The sequence below is a fragment of the Streptomyces sp. PTL18 genome (genome assembly GCF_059510295.1).
The window spans coordinates 209,908-225,204 of sequence record NZ_JCAJZO010000001.1 but is presented as its reverse complement, the minus strand read 5'-3'; the positions used below and the strand labels follow the sequence as shown (position 1 = coordinate 225,204).

At 69.8% G+C, this 15,297-nt stretch carries 14 protein-coding genes and 1 pseudogene; 8 read left to right on the top strand and 7 right to left on the bottom strand.

Annotation, left to right across the window (positions count from 1 at the left end):
- Window positions 1-4 precede the first annotated feature (4 nt).
- Entirely contained in the window at window positions 5-700 is a 696-nt protein-coding gene (locus AC5WS8_RS01075) for a L,D-transpeptidase family protein (RefSeq protein ID WP_496101322.1), read from the top strand.
- 31 nt (window positions 701-731) lie between these two features.
- Here the strand turns inward: AC5WS8_RS01075 and AC5WS8_RS01070 are convergent.
- A pseudogene (locus tag AC5WS8_RS01070) lies at window positions 732-889 on the bottom strand (gfo/Idh/MocA family oxidoreductase); the annotation flags it as partial.
- 231 nt (window positions 890-1,120) lie between these two features.
- On the opposite strand from AC5WS8_RS01070, the gene AC5WS8_RS01065 reads away from it, so the two are divergent.
- The gene (locus tag AC5WS8_RS01065) at window positions 1,121-1,309 is read left to right on the top strand and encodes a hypothetical protein (protein ID WP_496101321.1); all 189 of its coding nucleotides are present in this window, start codon (window positions 1,121-1,123) and stop codon (window positions 1,307-1,309) included.
- Between the two features lie 134 nt (window positions 1,310-1,443).
- Here the strand turns inward: AC5WS8_RS01065 and AC5WS8_RS01060 are convergent, their stop codons facing one another.
- Both AC5WS8_RS01060 and AC5WS8_RS01055 read right to left on the bottom strand, forming a co-directional pair.
- Window positions 1,444-2,856 carry a S1 family peptidase gene (locus AC5WS8_RS01060; RefSeq protein WP_496101320.1) on the bottom strand — a complete coding sequence of 471 codons (1,413 nt, stop codon included), beginning with the start codon at window positions 2,854-2,856 and terminating at the stop codon, window positions 1,444-1,446.
- A 171-nt stretch (window positions 2,857-3,027) separates the two neighbouring features.
- Window positions 3,028-3,189, bottom strand: coding sequence for a hypothetical protein (locus AC5WS8_RS01055; RefSeq protein WP_496101952.1), 162 nt, complete (start codon window positions 3,187-3,189; stop codon window positions 3,028-3,030).
- Between the two features lie 270 nt (window positions 3,190-3,459).
- Here AC5WS8_RS01055 and AC5WS8_RS01050 point away from each other — a divergent pair, with 270 nt between their 5' ends.
- Window positions 3,460-4,101, top strand: a complete 642-nt coding sequence (locus AC5WS8_RS01050; protein ID WP_496101319.1) for an HAD family acid phosphatase — start codon at window positions 3,460-3,462, stop codon at window positions 4,099-4,101.
- A 336-nt stretch (window positions 4,102-4,437) separates the two neighbouring features.
- On the top strand, window positions 4,438-5,025 hold the full coding sequence (locus tag AC5WS8_RS01045; protein WP_496101318.1) for a TetR/AcrR family transcriptional regulator: 588 nt from the start codon (window positions 4,438-4,440) through the stop codon (window positions 5,023-5,025).
- 108 nt (window positions 5,026-5,133) lie between these two features.
- Here the strand turns inward: AC5WS8_RS01045 and AC5WS8_RS01040 are convergent, their stop codons facing one another.
- Complete coding sequence (locus tag AC5WS8_RS01040) at window positions 5,134-6,312, bottom strand: permease (RefSeq protein WP_496101317.1); 1,179 nt, start codon at window positions 6,310-6,312, stop codon at window positions 5,134-5,136.
- 198 nt (window positions 6,313-6,510) lie between these two features.
- Here AC5WS8_RS01040 and AC5WS8_RS01035 point away from each other — a divergent pair, with 198 nt between their 5' ends.
- Window positions 6,511-7,173, top strand: a complete 663-nt coding sequence (locus tag AC5WS8_RS01035) for a peptidoglycan-binding domain-containing protein (protein WP_496101316.1) — start codon at window positions 6,511-6,513, stop codon at window positions 7,171-7,173.
- A 134-nt stretch (window positions 7,174-7,307) separates the two neighbouring features.
- Here the strand turns inward: AC5WS8_RS01035 and AC5WS8_RS01030 are convergent, their stop codons facing one another.
- The 3 genes from AC5WS8_RS01030 to AC5WS8_RS01020 all read right to left on the bottom strand — a co-directional run bounded on the left by AC5WS8_RS01030 (window position 7,308) and on the right by AC5WS8_RS01020 (window position 11,820).
- Window positions 7,308-9,230 (bottom strand): phosphatase PAP2 family protein, encoded by a 1,923-nt coding sequence (locus tag AC5WS8_RS01030; RefSeq protein ID WP_496101315.1) that lies wholly within the window; start codon window positions 9,228-9,230, stop codon window positions 7,308-7,310.
- 198 nt (window positions 9,231-9,428) lie between these two features.
- Window positions 9,429-10,538, bottom strand: a complete 1,110-nt coding sequence (locus tag AC5WS8_RS01025) for a Gfo/Idh/MocA family protein (protein ID WP_496101314.1) — start codon at window positions 10,536-10,538, stop codon at window positions 9,429-9,431.
- A gap of 103 nt (window positions 10,539-10,641) precedes the next feature.
- A complete protein-coding gene (locus AC5WS8_RS01020; protein ID WP_496101313.1) occupies window positions 10,642-11,820 on the bottom strand; it encodes an ROK family protein in 1,179 nt (392 codons plus the stop codon).
- 221 nt (window positions 11,821-12,041) lie between these two features.
- Here AC5WS8_RS01020 and AC5WS8_RS01015 point away from each other — a divergent pair, with 221 nt between their 5' ends.
- From AC5WS8_RS01015 to AC5WS8_RS01005, 3 genes are all read left to right on the top strand, one after another.
- Window positions 12,042-13,364, top strand: a complete 1,323-nt coding sequence (locus AC5WS8_RS01015; protein ID WP_496101312.1) for an extracellular solute-binding protein — start codon at window positions 12,042-12,044, stop codon at window positions 13,362-13,364.
- A 122-nt stretch (window positions 13,365-13,486) separates the two neighbouring features.
- A complete protein-coding gene (locus AC5WS8_RS01010; protein WP_496101311.1) occupies window positions 13,487-14,398 on the top strand; it encodes a carbohydrate ABC transporter permease in 912 nt (303 codons plus the stop codon).
- A complete protein-coding gene (locus AC5WS8_RS01005) occupies window positions 14,395-15,297 on the top strand; it encodes a carbohydrate ABC transporter permease (RefSeq protein ID WP_496101310.1) in 903 nt (300 codons plus the stop codon). The genes AC5WS8_RS01010 and AC5WS8_RS01005 overlap by 4 nt, the downstream gene beginning before the upstream one ends.

The following is a 15,297-nucleotide window of genomic DNA, read 5'->3' as shown; positions in this document are numbered from 1 at the left end:
CGGCATGGGGGACATACGCAGGCGAGGGGCCGTCGCGCTCGGGATCACGGCACTGGTGGCGCCGCTCACCCTCGCGCTCACCGCCTCTCCCGCGGACGCCGCGAGTTGCACGACGCGGACCGGGCCGTACCAGAAGCAGGTGGAGAAGTTCCTCGGCCGCCCGGTCGACGGCAGGCAGTCGCCCGCCGACTGCAAGGCCGTCCAGGCCTTCCAGAACAAGCACGGCATCACACCCGCCGTCGGCTACGCGGGGCCCGTCACCTGGGGGGTGATGGAGCTGATGAACAAGCAGAGGGCCGTCGGGAACAACCCCGGCAGGGACGGCAAGTGCCCTGTCAACAGGGGACGCATCGCCTGCGTCAACCTCTCTCTCCAGCTCAGCTGGATCCAGGACGGCAGCCGTCTGGTCTACGGGCCGGTGCCGGTGCGCACGGGACGCAAGGGGTACGCGACCCGGACCGGTCTCAAGAAGGTCTACTGGCGTGACCTGCACCACGTCTCCACGGTCTACAACGTCCCCATGCCCTACAGCCAGTTCTTCGACGGCGGCCAGGCCTTCCACTCGGTCGGCCTCAGCATGTGGAACCCGCCGGGCTCCCACGGCTGCGTCAACATGACCACGGCCGACGCCAAGAAGTACTGGTCGCTGCTGAAGGTCGGCGACGACGTCTTCGTCTACGGCCGCAAGCCGGGCACCTGAGTCGGGCACCCGGCTCGAGGGGGCCGGAACGTCACACCGCCGGGGCGTCCCCCAAGTCCGGGATCTCCCAGCGCGCACCGTCCTCAGCGCGGACTTGTGCGCGATGGTCCCGGGCAGGGTGGAGCGGGCCGCGACCCAGGCGTGCACGGACGGCAGGGTCCGGGTGTTGACCGCGGTCACGAAGTCGTCGGTGCCGGCGCACGAGCGGTCGCGGCTGCCGCGGAGACCGAGGTCTCCGACTTCCCTACTTCCCGACTGGCCGCGCGGAGCGGCGGTGCCGGCCGTCCAGGAGCTGGTGCTGGGCGCCGTGGACGGATGACGTGTTCGTCACGTTTTCGTGCGACCGGACGTGATCAGCTTCACGGTCCGGAATGTCGGAAGGCGCCCGATTGCTCACATCACCTTCACGCCGGGGCTCGTATGCTTCACAGCATGTCCACCACTCCTGAACCCGTGGCGGAGCGGTCCGCCGACGAGGTCAACGAGGAGATCCGGGCACTGTGGTTCCGCAGCGGCGGAATCCTGAGCCTCGAGGAGCGGCGGGAGTACCAGCGACTCGTCCTGGAATGGGCGGCGGCCTCCTCCCCGCGCCCGACGAAGGCGGCGTGACCGCCTGCCCGGCCACCTCCTGAATCGTGCCTCCCGCCGACCAAGTCCGGCTCGGCACACCCCTCGCAGGTGCGATCCTTCGGGCACCCCCGGTCCCCGCAGCGCCTCCGAGGGGATCGCGCCCCGCGGACCGGTCAGCCCCAGGTCCCCGAATACGCCCGGCGATAGGCGTTCCGTTCCTGTTCCGACCGGATGTAGCGGGTGGCCACCAGGGCGATCAGACTGCCCGCGATGACCAGGAGACCCGGCCCGACGTTCCGTGGGTCGGTGAGCCGCGACAGGAACCCGTCCGCCGTCCCGGTGGTGCCCACCTCCTGGACCGCGCCCGGAGCCGCGGCGCCCGGAGCCGCCGACCCGGGCGCGATCGCCGCACCCTGTGGCGCCGGGACGGAGGGTGCGGGAGCGGTGGAGGTGCCGGCGCCCGCACCGTTCGACGCCTGTCCCTGCCCCGTCAGCTGGACCCCGAGTGCGGCCATCGCCTTCGTCACCGGCTGGAAGAAGGTCGTACCGCCCGCCTGGCAGTCCCCGCTGCCGCCCGAGGTCACCCCGAGCGCAATACCCTCGGAGAACAACGGGCCGCCGCTGTCGCCCGGTTCGGCGCACACCGTGGTCTGGATGAGACCGGTGACCGAGCCCTCCGGATAGTTGACCGTAGCGTTCAGCGCGGTGACCTCGCCGTCGTGCAGACCGCTGGTGCTGCCGCTGCGGAAGACCTTCTCACCCACCACCGGGTCGCCGGCGGCCGTGATCCGCACCCCGCGCCCGCCCCCGATGGCCACGAAGTTCACCCCGGGCGTCGCCTGCCCGTTCTCGTACCGGATGAGGGAGAAGTCGCCGTCGCCGGGGAACTGGGAGCTGACGGTCCGGCCCAGCTGCGTCCGGCCCGTGTTGTCGGAGAACCACAGCGTGCCCCCCGGCCCGCAGTGACCCGCGGTCAGGATGAACTCGCTCTGTCCGTTGGTCACGTTGAAGCCCGCGGAACAGCGACCGCTGGTCGAGAAGATCGGCAGGGCGCCGTTCACCCGGGTGGTGAACCGCCCCTGGGTGCGCTCCATCCGCACGAAGTCCCCGATGCCGTGGGCGAGTTTCGTCATCCGCGACCAGTCGGAGGCGGAGACCGTGCGATCGGCCTGCACCACGACCTGGTTGGTCCGGTAGTCCACGGACCAGGCGGTGCCCGCCACCCTGGGGGCGGAACCCAGCTCCTTCGTGGCCGACTTGAGCTGGTCCATACTGTGCCGCACCATCCTGGCCCGGGCTCCGGCGGCCGTCACCGCGTCCGCCGCGGTTCTGTCGGTCACGGCGACCACGGGCTTTCCGTCGTCGGCGACCCAGCTGCCCGCCGTCCGCGAGGTGCCGAGCCGGGACACCAGTTGAGAGCCCGTCTGCGAGGCGGTCATGGCGGACGTGCCGGTGCTGTAGGGGGTCTGCGCGCCGGACGGTTCACTCGCCAGGGCCTGGGTGACCATCAGACCGCCCAGGAGCAGTCCGCCGGCGGCCGCGATGCGTGCCCCCCGCCGGACGATCCGTCGTCGTGCATGCCTCATCCATGGCTCCCGAACCCGAACAGCACGGCGTCGTCACCGTGGGGCACTGCGGTCGTCGAGCGCCCTCACTCCATACGTGCGCGCGTGTCCGGGCGTTCACCGACACGTCGCGGAAGTCACACCGTCGGCGGAAGCGATTTCCCGGGCAGCAGCCCGGTGCCTGCCGGGGTGCTACGGGCGACGCAGCGAGGCACCGCTGCGTTCGTCGCCCCACAAGGAGTCCCCGTCCACGTACGGGCGCAACAGGGCGGTCAGCGCCGGGTCGCCGCGCCCGTTCAGCTCGTCGGAGGCGATCTTGCGCGCGCTTCCGGCGAGGAAGTCGGCGAGCTGCACCCGCGGACCGTACTCCCACGCTGCCGGCTCACCGTCTCGCCCCCTGCCGTCGTACCGCATGAGGATCATCCCGCACACGGCGCACGCCGAACCGTCCCACGCGGCGGGTGAACTCCGGCGAACCTCCGGGCTACTTGGAAGTAATCGTCTACCCGTCAGTAACTGTTCCGTGGTCTGATGTCCATCATTGGACGTGAACATGTCGAGCGCGGCCGTGGCGGAGGAGTCACCGCCGCACGGACGCGATGTGGACGCGAGGGAAGGACGGGCATGACAAGACGTGGTGCGGTGCGCCGGTTCGGCGCGGTGTCGGCGGTCGTGGCACTGGGCATCGGCGGCACGGTGAGCGCCGCGGGGACCGCCTCCGCGGCTCCCGCGGCAGCGGCCGTGAGCGTGACGGCGGCGCAGAACTCCGGCGTCGACTACGCCACCTGGCAGGCGGATGTGAAAACGGTCATCGACCAGGCGCTGCCGTACGTCCGGCAGCGCACCGCGAACGCGACCGGGCAGAAGCTCGCGATCGTCTTCGACATCGACAACACCACGCTCGAGACGTATTTCCACCCCTGGTACGAGCTGCCCACCCCGGCGGTCGAGCCGTCGCTGGAACTGGCGAGGTACGCCAAGTCCCGGGGCGTCTCCGTCTTCTTCGTCACCGCGCGCCCCGGCATCATCGAGTCCGAGACCAAGTGGAACCTCACGACGGTCGGGTATCCGGTCGACGGCCTCTTCGTGCGGGATCTGCGGGACCTGTTCGGCGAGGTGAGCACGTACAAGACGAGCAAGCGGGCGGAGATCGAGGCGCAGGGCTACACGATCATCGCCAACGTCGGCAACAACGACTCCGACCTGGTCGGCGGCCACGCCGAGCGCACGTTCAAACTGCCCGACTACAACGGCACGTTGTCCTGACGGTCGTTTCCGGTCGGGTGGGCGCCGGTACACCGTACCGGCGCCCACCCGTGTGAGGTGCCCGCCTGCGGGCCCGGGCGTGGAACGGATCGGCTCCGACGCGCTGCTCGCCGGGCGGGCGTCGCCTCCGGGCCCATCGGTTCGATCGCCGGTCCGGGTTCCCTGTTCAGGCCGCCCGCGGCGTTCGGCACGCCGGCGTTCGAGGTGCCGGCCGTGCTGTCCGCGAACGACCCGCTGCCGGTGACCGGCGCCGTGAAGAAGACGTTGACCTCATGACTTTTGCCTCATGTCCTTAGGTAGGCGCACAATCCCTTCGGGCCTACGAAGGAGGAGGCGATGGCGCGCGCAGGGCTGACCACGGAACGGCTCGTCCGGGCCGGGGCCGAACTGGCCGACGAGGTCGGCTTCGACCATGTCACCGTCTCCGCGCTCGCCAGGCGGTTCGATGTCAAGGTGGCGAGCCTGTACTCGCATCTGAAGAGCTCCCAGGAGCTCAGGACGCGTATCGCCCTGCTGGCCCTGGAAGAACTCGCCGACCGGGCCGCCGAGGCCCTGGCCGGGCGGGCCGGCAGGGACGCCCTGCTGGCCTTCGCGAACGTCTACCGCGACTACGCCCGCGAACACCCCGGCCGGTACACGGCGGCGCGGTTCCGGCTCGATCCTCGGACGGCGGCCGTCAGCGCCGGAGGCAGGCACGCCCGGTTCACCCGCGCGATCCTGCGCGGCTACGACCTGACGGAACCGGACCAGACGCACGCCGTCCGGCTGCTGGGCAGTGTCCTCCACGGCTACGTCAGTCTGGAGGCGGCCGGCGGCTTCGGTCACAGCGCTCCCGACTCCCAGGAGTCCTGGTCATGGATCCTGGACCGCCTCGACGCCCTCCTGCGCGACCGGCCCGCACACGCGGACACCGGAACCCCGTGATCACACCCACCGGATCACCACCCCCGCACCGCCGGCGAGACCGGGCACGAGCTTCCACTGCGCGTCCGTGTACGGGGCGAAGGGGTACTGGTCGAACGCCGCGGCGCTTCAGTGAGAGTGATGACCCTGGTGTGCCGCGGTGCGCTGCCCGTGCTCGGGCGCCCCGCCCATCATCCGCAGCATGGCCCGGCCGCCGGTACGCAGGAAGCGTACGAGCAGGATTGCGGCCAGCAGCAGGAAGGCGATGTTGAGCCAGGTGGTGTAGTTCCAGCTGACGCCCTCCTCGGGGATCCGTGCGCGGGTCTGGTCGGGGATCAGGCCGAGGCCGTCGAAGAGGAACTCGACGACGTATCCGGCGACCACCATCGCCGCGTAGAAGGTGGCGAGGAGGAACGCGGCGGTGCGCGCGCCGTAGTACTTCCGGTAGATGTTCAGGATCGGCAGGATCAGCAGGTCCGCGTAGATGAAGGCGATCACACCGCCGAAGCTGATGCCGCCCTTCCACAGCACCACCGCCAGCGGCACGTTCCCGATCGAGCACACGAACGTCGCGATCGCCACGAGCGGTCCGACCAGCGGTCCGACCACCTTGGCCGCCTCCGGGTGGTCGGCCACGAAGAACACGCGCCAGAACTCCTCCGGCACCCACGCGGCGATCGCCCCCGCGATCAGCAGTCCGGCCACCAGGTCGCGCAGGATCGCAGCCCACTCCATGACGAAGATGTGCGACACGGACGTGAAACCCGCCCGCGACATCAGCCGGCGCAGGAAGCCGCCCTCGCCCCCCACCGACATGTCCATCGCCGCGTGCCCCTCCATCGACCCCGTCAGTCCCCGCTCGGCCTGCTCCCGGGCCGAGCGCAGCAGCCGCTCCCGCAGCAGGACACGGAACAGCACGGCGAGCACCACGATCATCACCGGGCCGCCCACGAACTCCGCGACGGTGAACTGCCAGCCCATCAACAGCGCCAGGATCACACCCAGTTCGATGACGAGGTTGGTCGAGGCGATCTCGAACGCCATTGCCGCCGTGAAGTCGGCACCCTTGCGGAACAGTGACCGTGCGAGCGCCACGGCGGCGTACGAGCACGAGGAGGAGGCCGCGCCGAACCCGGAGGCCAGGGCGAGCGTACGCGGCCGGGCGTCACCCAGCAGCCGCACGACCGTCGAGCGGCGCACCACCGCCTGCACCACGGCGGACAGGGCGAAGCCGAGAATCAGCGCCCAGGTGATCTCCCAGGTCATCGACCCGGTGATGGCCAGCGCGTGGACGATCGCGTCCCACATGCGGTGCCCTCCTCCCATTTGAACCGACACCGGACTATACCCCTAGGGGGTATGTTGTGCGAGCACTGAGCTCAGCACGGGCCGCCCGGCGGCCCGCGTCGTCCCGGTGACCGTGGTTCCCGGTGAACCGGCCGGCATGCCCGCACGTATCTCTCCCCGGGAGACGGCGAGAGACCGCGGGCACGGAAGGAGAGCGGTGTGTCGACACCGACCGGGCAGGGCCGGCCACTGCGCCGGGTGCTGGAACCCACCTACGTCGTGCGCCGCCGCCGCACCGAGGCGCTGGCCGAACTGGTCAGAGAACTGCAGGAGGGAAAGGACCGCCCTGCACAGCCCGGCCCCGAGGCGACCGCCGTCCAGGTGGCGCCGGCGACCGACGGGGACGCGACGGAGGAACTGCCTGCCGTACCGCCTGCGCGGGGCGGGCGGGATCGGCCCGTCGACGACGGACTCACCCCGCGCCGCGCGGCGATCACGGTCGGCGTGACCGCGGCCGCCCTCATCGGCTTCGGCGCCGCACTCCTCCTGCCCGGCCCGCAGGGCCGCGGCACCGAGCAGCACGCGGCGGCCCCGCCACCCCGGTCGCCCGCCACCAGCGCCCCCGCCCGGCGGAGCGGCAGCGACCCCGACGGGCCCGGAACCCTGCGCGAGGGCGACAGCGGACCGCAGGTGACCGAACTGCAGAAACGCCTGCTGCGCATTCCCGACGTCTACGACCACGGCTCCACCGACGGCCGGTACGACGCCACGCTCGCCGCCGCCGTCGCCCGCTTCCAGCTCTGGTACGGCATCCGCGGCGACGAGATGGGCGTCTACGGCAACGACACCCGCCGGGACCTCGAGTCCCGCACCACGCTGTAGCGCGGTGCGGCAGCGGGCACGGGTCCGCGTACGGCGGCCGCTCACCCTCATCCGTACGCACCCGTGCCCGTCCAGCGGTACGGGCGTGTCGCGCACCCCTCGCGCGACACGCCCGTCACCGTCCAAGCGGCCGGCTACCGCTTCAGCAGCCGTACCGCCAGCCCCTCCGCCGTGTAGACGGGGACGGCCCGGTAGGTGTCCGGCACAACGTCGACGCGCCCGAACCGACCGCGCAGGGACCCGGTGGCGAGCACCGGGACGGTGGCGCCCGCCGCCGGCGGCCGGTCCTCGTCCAGGCGCAGCGTCAGCACGCTGTCGCGGTCGAGGACCACGCGCCGCTCGACCGTCAGCGCCGCCCTGTGCCCCGCGCGCAGCGCGACGTCGAGGGCCGCCCCGGCCGCCTGCGTGTAGGAGCCGCGCACCCTTGCGGCGCCGGCCACCTCCAGCGTTCCGCCCGTCACCCGCACATCACCGTGGCCCAGCGCGCTCCGCGAGGCGGCGACCAGGGTGCCGTCCTCGACCACTGTTGCGCCCGTGTACCGGTTCTCCCCGGTCAGGGTCAGGCTCCCGGTGCCGCGCTTGGTCAGGCCGCCGCAGCCGTCGATGTCGTTGCGCCAGCTGTCGTGCGCGGCGAAACCGCCCTCGGCCGCGTTCATCGTCACGCGCACGTCCGCGTCGAAGGAGCCGTAACCGTCCGCCGCCGCGAACAGGTTCAGCCGCCCCCACTGCTCGAAGCCGTCCAGCAGGACATAGCCGGAGGGCAGCGCGGTCGTGCGCAGCACCTCACGGCGTTGCACCGCGTCCAGGTACGGCAGTCGCGTCTCCAGCAGCACCTCGGCACCCTTGGGCACGGTCAGGTCGGTGTGGCGCCCGTGACGGGTCAGTACGTACGTCAGCCGGGGCCCGACCGCACGGGCGTTGGCGTCCCGGTCGGCGTACGGGTCGGTGTCCGTGCCCGCCGAATGCGCGTAGGCGTAGAGCGTGTCGGCCGTCGCGCCGGTCTTCTCCCGGTAGTAGGCGAGCGCCTGAGCACGGGCCGCTGCCTTGAGGCCGGCGTTGGCGGGGTCGGCGAGCGTGGCGGCGGCCAGGGCGGTGGCCATGACGCGCCCGCCGATCACGTCGACGGTGGAGTGCATGCCGGCCGTGATCCGGGTGTGGCTCAGCTCCAGGGCCCGGGTCACCAGTTCCTGGAACCGCTCCGGGACGGCGTACGCGTAGGCCAGCCCCGCCAGGTGGAAGGCGTTGGTGTGGCCACTGGGGAACCCGCCGTCGTCGGTCGGGGACGTGCTGCGCTGGCGCAGCAGCTGCGGTGCGACCACGACGTCGGACTCGTAGACCGGGTAGCCGAGCGCGTCGGTCCGCCCGGTGTCGACGACCTCGCTGTCCTCGTTCATGCGCCACGGACGTGGGTACTGGTAGGCGTACTTGGCCGGGTTGCCGGAGGCGTACGGGCCCCGCAGGGTGTCCACCAGCTCGGCCACCTTGCCGAGCGCGGAGTCGTGGGAACCGGCGCCGAGCGCGGAGCCCGCCGGGGCGCCGGCGGGCACCGCGTCGTCGATCTTGGCCGGCGGCGTGCCGTCGGGCGCGCTCGTGATCGACGTGACGGCCTTGGCGCCCTTCTTGTACAGGTCGGCCAGCGGGCCCAGGCCGGCGATCATCGCGTAGCTCTGGTGCTGCCGGTCGTAGAGGAACGCCTCCTTGGCCTGCGCGTCGGTGCGGGTGGAGGTGACGCGGGCGCAGTAGCGCATGTTGGCCCGCAGCACCTCGGGCATCAGCGGCGTGCCGGAGTTCCAGGCGCCGCCCGTCTTCCACGTCTCGGCCATACCGCCCAGGATCCGGACGACCGCGTTGGTCTCGGGGGTGAGGTTCGTCGGGACGTTCGTCCTGTAGTCGTCCACGAACGCGGCGGGACCGGTCGCGGCCTTCGCGTCCGCGGCTGCCTGCCACGTGGCGAAGGTGGGCGCGGCCAGCAGCCCCGCCGTGGCACCCAGCGAGGTCTTGAGGAAGCCTCGCCGGTTGACGGACGAGGTGCCGTGGTGCCCGGGGAGTGACGGCATGCGTTGAGCCTCTCTTCAGTTCTCCGGCCGTGCGGCCGTGGTGGGAGGGGGCGTGCGATCGCGTGCGACTCGTGGACGGCTCGTGAAGGCATCCAGGTCAACTGATGCGTACGAGCGAAGATCTACGGTCGGGCGGTGTCCCGTCGGTGCGAGTTCGGCGACCGGGACGTGTCCGGTGCATGAAGGGGGGCGGGTCGGTCAGGCTGAGCCGGCACGGTGACCGGCCATGCTGTCGTAGAAGGGCGTACCGGGAGACAGGTCCGAGGGTTTCACCGGGCGGTCGGTCGCCGCGGACGCGTAGATGGCGGCCACCAGCGAGAGGGTCCTCCGGGACTCGGCGAGCGGCACAGGCGGCGGAGTGCCGTCGCGAAGGCTGGACAGCACCCGCGCGAACTGGGCCCAGTGCCCGCTTCGGGAGTTCAGCGCGGCCGGGTCCTGCCCGGCGCCGGTCATGCCGGCCTTCCACGCGGCGAGCACGTCCTCGTGCCCGGGTACCGGTGTCACACGCCAGTCCTCGTCCCGGTATCCGTACAGGTGCGACACCTCGACGGTGGCGTACTCGAAGTCGTAACGCAGGTACGACTCCTGCCGCGGGGAGAGGGCGCTGTTCACCACGGAGGCCACGGCGCCGCCGGCGAACGTCACATGTGCCAGCGAGACGTCCTCGGTTTCCGTACGGCGCGCCTGCGTCCTGGTGACGGCCCGCACCTCCGTCCAGTCACCGAGCAGATCCAGCATCATGTCCATCTGGTGGATGCCGAGCCCCATCGTCGGTCCGCCGCCCTCGGTGTCCCACCGGCCGCGCCAGGGCACGTCGAAGTACGCCTGGTCGCGGAACCAGGTGGTGTGACAGACCGCCAGCAACGGGCGGCCCAGCAGTCCCGAGCGGGCCAGGGCCTTGAGTTCGGCCTGGCCCTGACCGAACCGGTGCTGGAACACCGTCGCGAACCACGGTGGGCCGCTCACGGCGGCGGCGATCTCGTCGAACTCCCGCAGCGACAGCGCGGGTGGCTTCTCCACCAGCACGCTGGCCCCGGAGCGCAGGCAGGCCAGGGCCTGGTCGCGGTGGAGGCCGGGTGGAGTGCACAGGTACACCAGGTCGGGCCGGGACCGGGCCAGCAGCTCGTCGATGTCCTCGTAGCCGGCCGAGGTCCGGTGCTCGGTCAGGAAGGTGTTCAGCCGTGTCCGGTCGGTGTCGGCCGCGGCCACGATTTCCGCGGGGACGGGGCCCGGGGCCGTGAGCGTGGCCGCGTGGTCCATGGCGACGTCACCGGTGCCCACGACCGCTATGCGTATCACTTCGTCCATGGCTCACGCTCCGTCCTGGTTCGGCTGGTGGGGGGAAGGCAGGGACGCCGCGCTGCCGGCGGCGTGCCTGCCCACTGGCGCCCAGGCGCTTCACACCGGCGCATCAAGCGAGGTAGGTCGCGGAACGAGCGTGTTCGATCGTCAGTGCGCTCACCCCGGTGATCGCCGCGTCGAAGCCGAGCTCGCTCACCGCGATCCGCGGTACCCAGGGGATCCGGCCGACGAGGCGCCTGGTCAGTTGCTCGGCGGACTCCTCGCTGTACTGTGCGAACGCGCCGGCCAGCACGATGACCTGGGGCGAGAGCACGACCGAGAGAGCGACGAGGGCGAGGGCGATCGAGTCGAAGAACTCGTCGCGGGCCCGCGCGGCCTCGCTGTCGCCCGCCCGGCAGCAGGCCATCATCGCGCGGAACGCGGGACCGATGCGCCTGCCGTGCAGGCCCTCCCGCGCGGCGAACGGAAGCACCTGTGCCGCCAGACTCGACTCGACATCGCCCTGTTCCGGGAAATACCGGGCGAACGACGCGGTGGAGTTCAGCAGGAAGCCGATCTCCCCCGCGGCCGACCGGTGCCCCCGGTAGAGATGTCCCTCGTTGATGATCCCCGCGCTGAGCCTGGCGCCGAGCACGAGGGCGACGGCACTGTGCGCGCCCGCGAGGGCACCGCTCGTCCACTCGCCGTAGGCCGTCGCGTTGGCGTCGTTCTCGACATGGATCGGAAGACCGCACCGAGCCGAGACGATGTCGGCGAGCGGCACTTCCCGCCAGTCGAGTTCGACGGCCCTGGACACCACCCCTGAGTGCACGATGCCGGGAACCGTGATGCCGATGGCGACGATCGGCGCTGTCACCCCCGTCTGCGGGGAGGTCAGCCGGTCGACGAGGTGGAGCAGCCCGTTCAAACGGACCGAACCTGCTTCTCCACCGTCGAGATCGAAGGTCTGGCTCTCCTCGTACAGCGTGGTTCCGCCCAGGTTCACCACGCGTCCTCGTGCCGTGTACTCGGTGACATCCACAGCGACGATGGCGCGGGCCGACGACGCGAAACGCAGCAGCGTCGAGGGCCGGCCGACCGAGGAGCGCACCTGGCCCGCGAGTTCGACCGCGCCTTCCTCTATGAGCGCCGAGCACAGCCGTTCGATGGTGGCCGAGCCGAGTCCGGTGCGCTCCTGGATGTCACGCCGGGACAGCGGCCCGTGCTCGCGCAGGACATCCAGGATCGCGGTCCGGTTGATCTCGGTGACGTGCCGTGTTGTCGCGGTGCGCGGCGCCCGTCGGTTCACAGCCCTCCCCAATAACCATCGGACTGAGGATAAGTCTCGTCCGCTCGTTTCGTGGCTGACCGGAGACTACCCAGCCCCCCGCTGCATGCCAAGGGCGTCAATGCGTAAAAGAGATGCCGCCGGCCCTTGTAGGTATTTAATCACAGTGATAAGAAACGGGGACCTGCTACTGCTGGCGGTCGGCGCCGTGCTCCGTCCGCTACGACGGAAAGGGATCCAAGATGACCTGTGTGGGTGTGCGGCGCTCGCGCCTGCTCGGCCGCGGCAGTATGCGTCGCGTGGCGCCCCTCGCCGCGGTGGCCACGGCGGCCGCCCTTCTCCTCTCCGCCTGCGGCTCCGGGTCCGGGTCCGGAGGCAACGAGAAGTCGCTGACGTTCTGGCTGTCCACGGTTCCGGGGCAGGATGCGGGCTGGAAGAAGCTGGTCGCGCAGTACAAGAAGGAAACCGGCGTCGACGTCAAGCTCGTCAACATCCCCTACGACGGCTACCCGACGAAGCTCCACAACGCCGCGCAGGCGAACGCTCTGCCCGACGTGGCGGACGTGCCCGCGCTGGACCCGATCTGGTCGAGCAGGCTGATCGACCTCAGCTCCATAGCCAACAACAAGAGCAACAACATCAACGGCAACTTCCTCGCCAAGGACTCGTCGGGGAAGGTGCTGTCCATCCCCTCGGACGTCACCGCGTCCGGCCTGTTCATCAACGAGACGCTGTTCAAGAAGGCCGGCGTCTCCTTCCCGACCTCGCCCCGGAAGACCTGGACCTGGACCGACTTCATCAAGGCGGCGGACAAGGTCCGGGAGAAGACCGGCGCCAAGTACTCCCTGACGTTCGACCAGTCGCCGTCCCGGCTTCGCGCCATGGTGTACGAGTTCGGCGGGAAGTACGTCCACGCGGACTCCTCCGGCAAGTTCTCGGTGGACGCCGCGACCAGGAACGCCGTGAAGTACTTCGTCGGGCTGAACGACGACAGGACCATGCCGAAGTCGGTGTGGACCAGTGGCGCCGACCCGTCGGCCATGTTCCAGAGCGGCGACGTGGTCGCCTACTGGTCCGGCGTGTGGCAGGTTCCCGCCTTCGCGGAGAGCGTCAAGAAGTTCGACTGGGCGAGTGTCCCGACTCCCGCCGAGCCGGTGCAGGCCAGCGACGTCAACAGCGGCGGCATGATGGTCGCCTTCAACAACAACGGCGCCGCGGCCGGCGCCGCGAAGAAGTTCATGTCGTGGGTGTACGAGCCGGACCACTACCGCGAACTGTGTGAGACGTCCGGGTTCCTGCCCGTCGAGAGCGGTCTGAACCCGAAGTACCCGTTCACTTCGGAGGCGGCGCAGGCGGCGTTCAAGCTGTACAACGAGGAGATCCCGCTCTACGCCCCGATCTCGGGCTACTTCAACAACGCGCAGACGAACTGGGTGCTGAAGGGCAAGAGCCTCACCACCGACCCGACCAAGACGGAGCTCGGCAAGGCGATCAACGGCCAGCAGTCGGCCGACAAGGCGTTGGACAACATCGTGGCCGGCTACAACCAGCAGGTCGGCGGCTGATCACAGGCCGGAGGGCCCGGGCGGCGGGGTCGAGACACCGCCGCCCGGCCCGGGCGCCCCCACGTTGCCGGCTCATGGCGTGGGCCCACAGGAATCCATTCCACCAGCACGGAGTCAGGAAGATGACAAAACGCGCCTCGGACGTGTCCGCGAGCCCGCCCAGGAGACGCAGTGGCCACACCATCGCGCCGCTCGTCCTCGTCGCGGCCAATGTCGTGCTGTTCGCGCTGTTCTTCGTCTGGCCGGCGGTGATCGGGCTCGTCTACTCCTTCACGAACTACACGGGCGTGGGGCCGTCCCAGTTCGTCGGACTGTCCAACTACCAGAACCTGGTGGGTGACTCCTCCTTCTACGACGCGCTGACCCGGACGCTGCTGTACACCGTGCTCTTCGTCCCGCTGAACTTCGTGCTCTCGCTGCTCATCGCCAACGTGCTGGTGAGCAAGCACGCCAAGGGCACGTCGGTCGCCCGCGTCATCTTCTTCATCCCGTGGCTCTTGTCGCCCATCGTCGTGGGTGTCCTGTGGCGGTGGCTCTTCGGTGAGAACTTCGGTCTGGTCAACTACGTCATCGAGAAACTCGGCGGTCACGCCATTCCATGGCAGTCCAACGCCAACCTGTCGCTGGCGGTTGTGGTGATGGCGGGGGCCTGGGCCTGGACGGGCTTCTCGATGCTGCTGTTCATCGCGGCGATCAAGAACGTACCGGTGTCGTACTACGAGGCGGCCTCGCTCGACGGCGCCGGTCCGTGGCGCCAGTTCATCAGCATCACGCTGCCGAGCATCGCGCCCACCTCGTTCATCGTCATCCTGCTGAACACGATCAACGCGATGAAGGAATACCCGCTCTTCGTCTCCCTCAACAACGGAGGACCCGGAACGTCGAACAACCTGCTTGTTCAGTACATCTATCAGACCGGCTTCAACCGGGGCCAGATCGGCTACGCGAGCGCCGCGTCATTCGTGCTCATGATCATCCTGATGGCCGTCGCGATCATCCAGCTGATCGCCAACCGGCGGATGGAGAACCGATGACCACCACAGACATGCCACGCCCGGTCGACGCCGACCCCGGACGCGCCGTTTCCAGAAAGCGGCCCCGCAGCGCGGGCGGCGGTGGTCTCCGGCGAGCTGTACCCGCGACGACACTGCTGTGGATCCTGGCGTGCCTCTACGGGTTGCCGGTGCTGTGGTTCATCCTCAGCTCCCTCAAACCTGCCGGGGATCTGTTCTCCTATCCGCTGACCCTGGTTCCGCACCACCCCACTCTGTCGGGTTACCTGCAGGCGTGGCGCAGTGCCAACTTCTCCCAGTACTTCATCAACACGACCATCGTGTGCGTGATCTCGACGATCCTCACGGTGGGAGCCAGCTGCTGCACCGGGTACGCGCTGGCCAAGTACGACAACAAGTGGCTCAAGGTGTTCTTCCTCTGCATCCTGGCCACCACGATGCTGCCGTCCGAGGTCATGCTCGCCCCGGAGTTCCTGGTGGTCCGCAACCTCGGCCTCTACAACTCGCTCGGCGGCATCATCCTCCCGGCCGTGCTCACCGCGACCGGATGCTTCATGTTCCGCCAGTTCTTCCTGACGGTCCCCGACGACCTGGTCGAGGCCGCCCGCATCGACGGCGCCCGCGAACTGTCGATCTTCCTGCGGATCATGGTGCCGCTGTCCCGGCCCATCATGCTGACACTCGCCATCCTGTCCTTCCAGTGGCGGTGGAACGACTACATCTGGCCGCTTCTGATGCTCAACGACCCCAACAGGTTCACCGTGCAGATCGGCATCCAGAGCATCGTCGGCGCACAGAACATCAACTGGTCGGTCCTGCTCGGCGCATCGGTCATCTCCATGATTCCTCTGATCGTCATCTTCCTGGTCTTCCAGCGCTACGTCATGGGCGCCGACATCAACGCCGGACTGAAGGACTGA

Excerpts from the sequence above, each read along its gene's own strand:
- AC5WS8_RS01075 (WP_496101322.1), top strand. The coding sequence starts at position 5 with ATGGGGGACATACGCAGGCGAGGGGCCGTCGCGCTCGGGATCACGGCA.
- AC5WS8_RS01065 (WP_496101321.1), top strand. The coding sequence starts at position 1,121 with ATGCTTCACAGCATGTCCACCACTCCTGAACCCGTGGCGGAGCGGTCC.
- AC5WS8_RS01060 (WP_496101320.1), bottom strand. The coding sequence starts at position 2,856 with ATGAGGCATGCACGACGACGGATCGTCCGGCGGGGGGCACGCATCGCG.
- AC5WS8_RS01050 (WP_496101319.1), top strand. The coding sequence starts at position 3,460 with ATGACAAGACGTGGTGCGGTGCGCCGGTTCGGCGCGGTGTCGGCGGTC.
- AC5WS8_RS01045 (WP_496101318.1), top strand. The coding sequence starts at position 4,438 with ATGGCGCGCGCAGGGCTGACCACGGAACGGCTCGTCCGGGCCGGGGCC.
- AC5WS8_RS01040 (WP_496101317.1), bottom strand. The coding sequence starts at position 6,312 with ATGTGGGACGCGATCGTCCACGCGCTGGCCATCACCGGGTCGATGACC.
- AC5WS8_RS01030 (WP_496101315.1), bottom strand. The coding sequence starts at position 9,230 with ATGCCGTCACTCCCCGGGCACCACGGCACCTCGTCCGTCAACCGGCGA.
- AC5WS8_RS01025 (WP_496101314.1), bottom strand. The coding sequence starts at position 10,538 with ATGGACGAAGTGATACGCATAGCGGTCGTGGGCACCGGTGACGTCGCC.
- AC5WS8_RS01015 (WP_496101312.1), top strand. The coding sequence starts at position 12,042 with ATGACCTGTGTGGGTGTGCGGCGCTCGCGCCTGCTCGGCCGCGGCAGT.
- AC5WS8_RS01010 (WP_496101311.1), top strand. The coding sequence starts at position 13,487 with ATGACAAAACGCGCCTCGGACGTGTCCGCGAGCCCGCCCAGGAGACGC.
- AC5WS8_RS01005 (WP_496101310.1), top strand. The coding sequence starts at position 14,395 with ATGACCACCACAGACATGCCACGCCCGGTCGACGCCGACCCCGGACGC.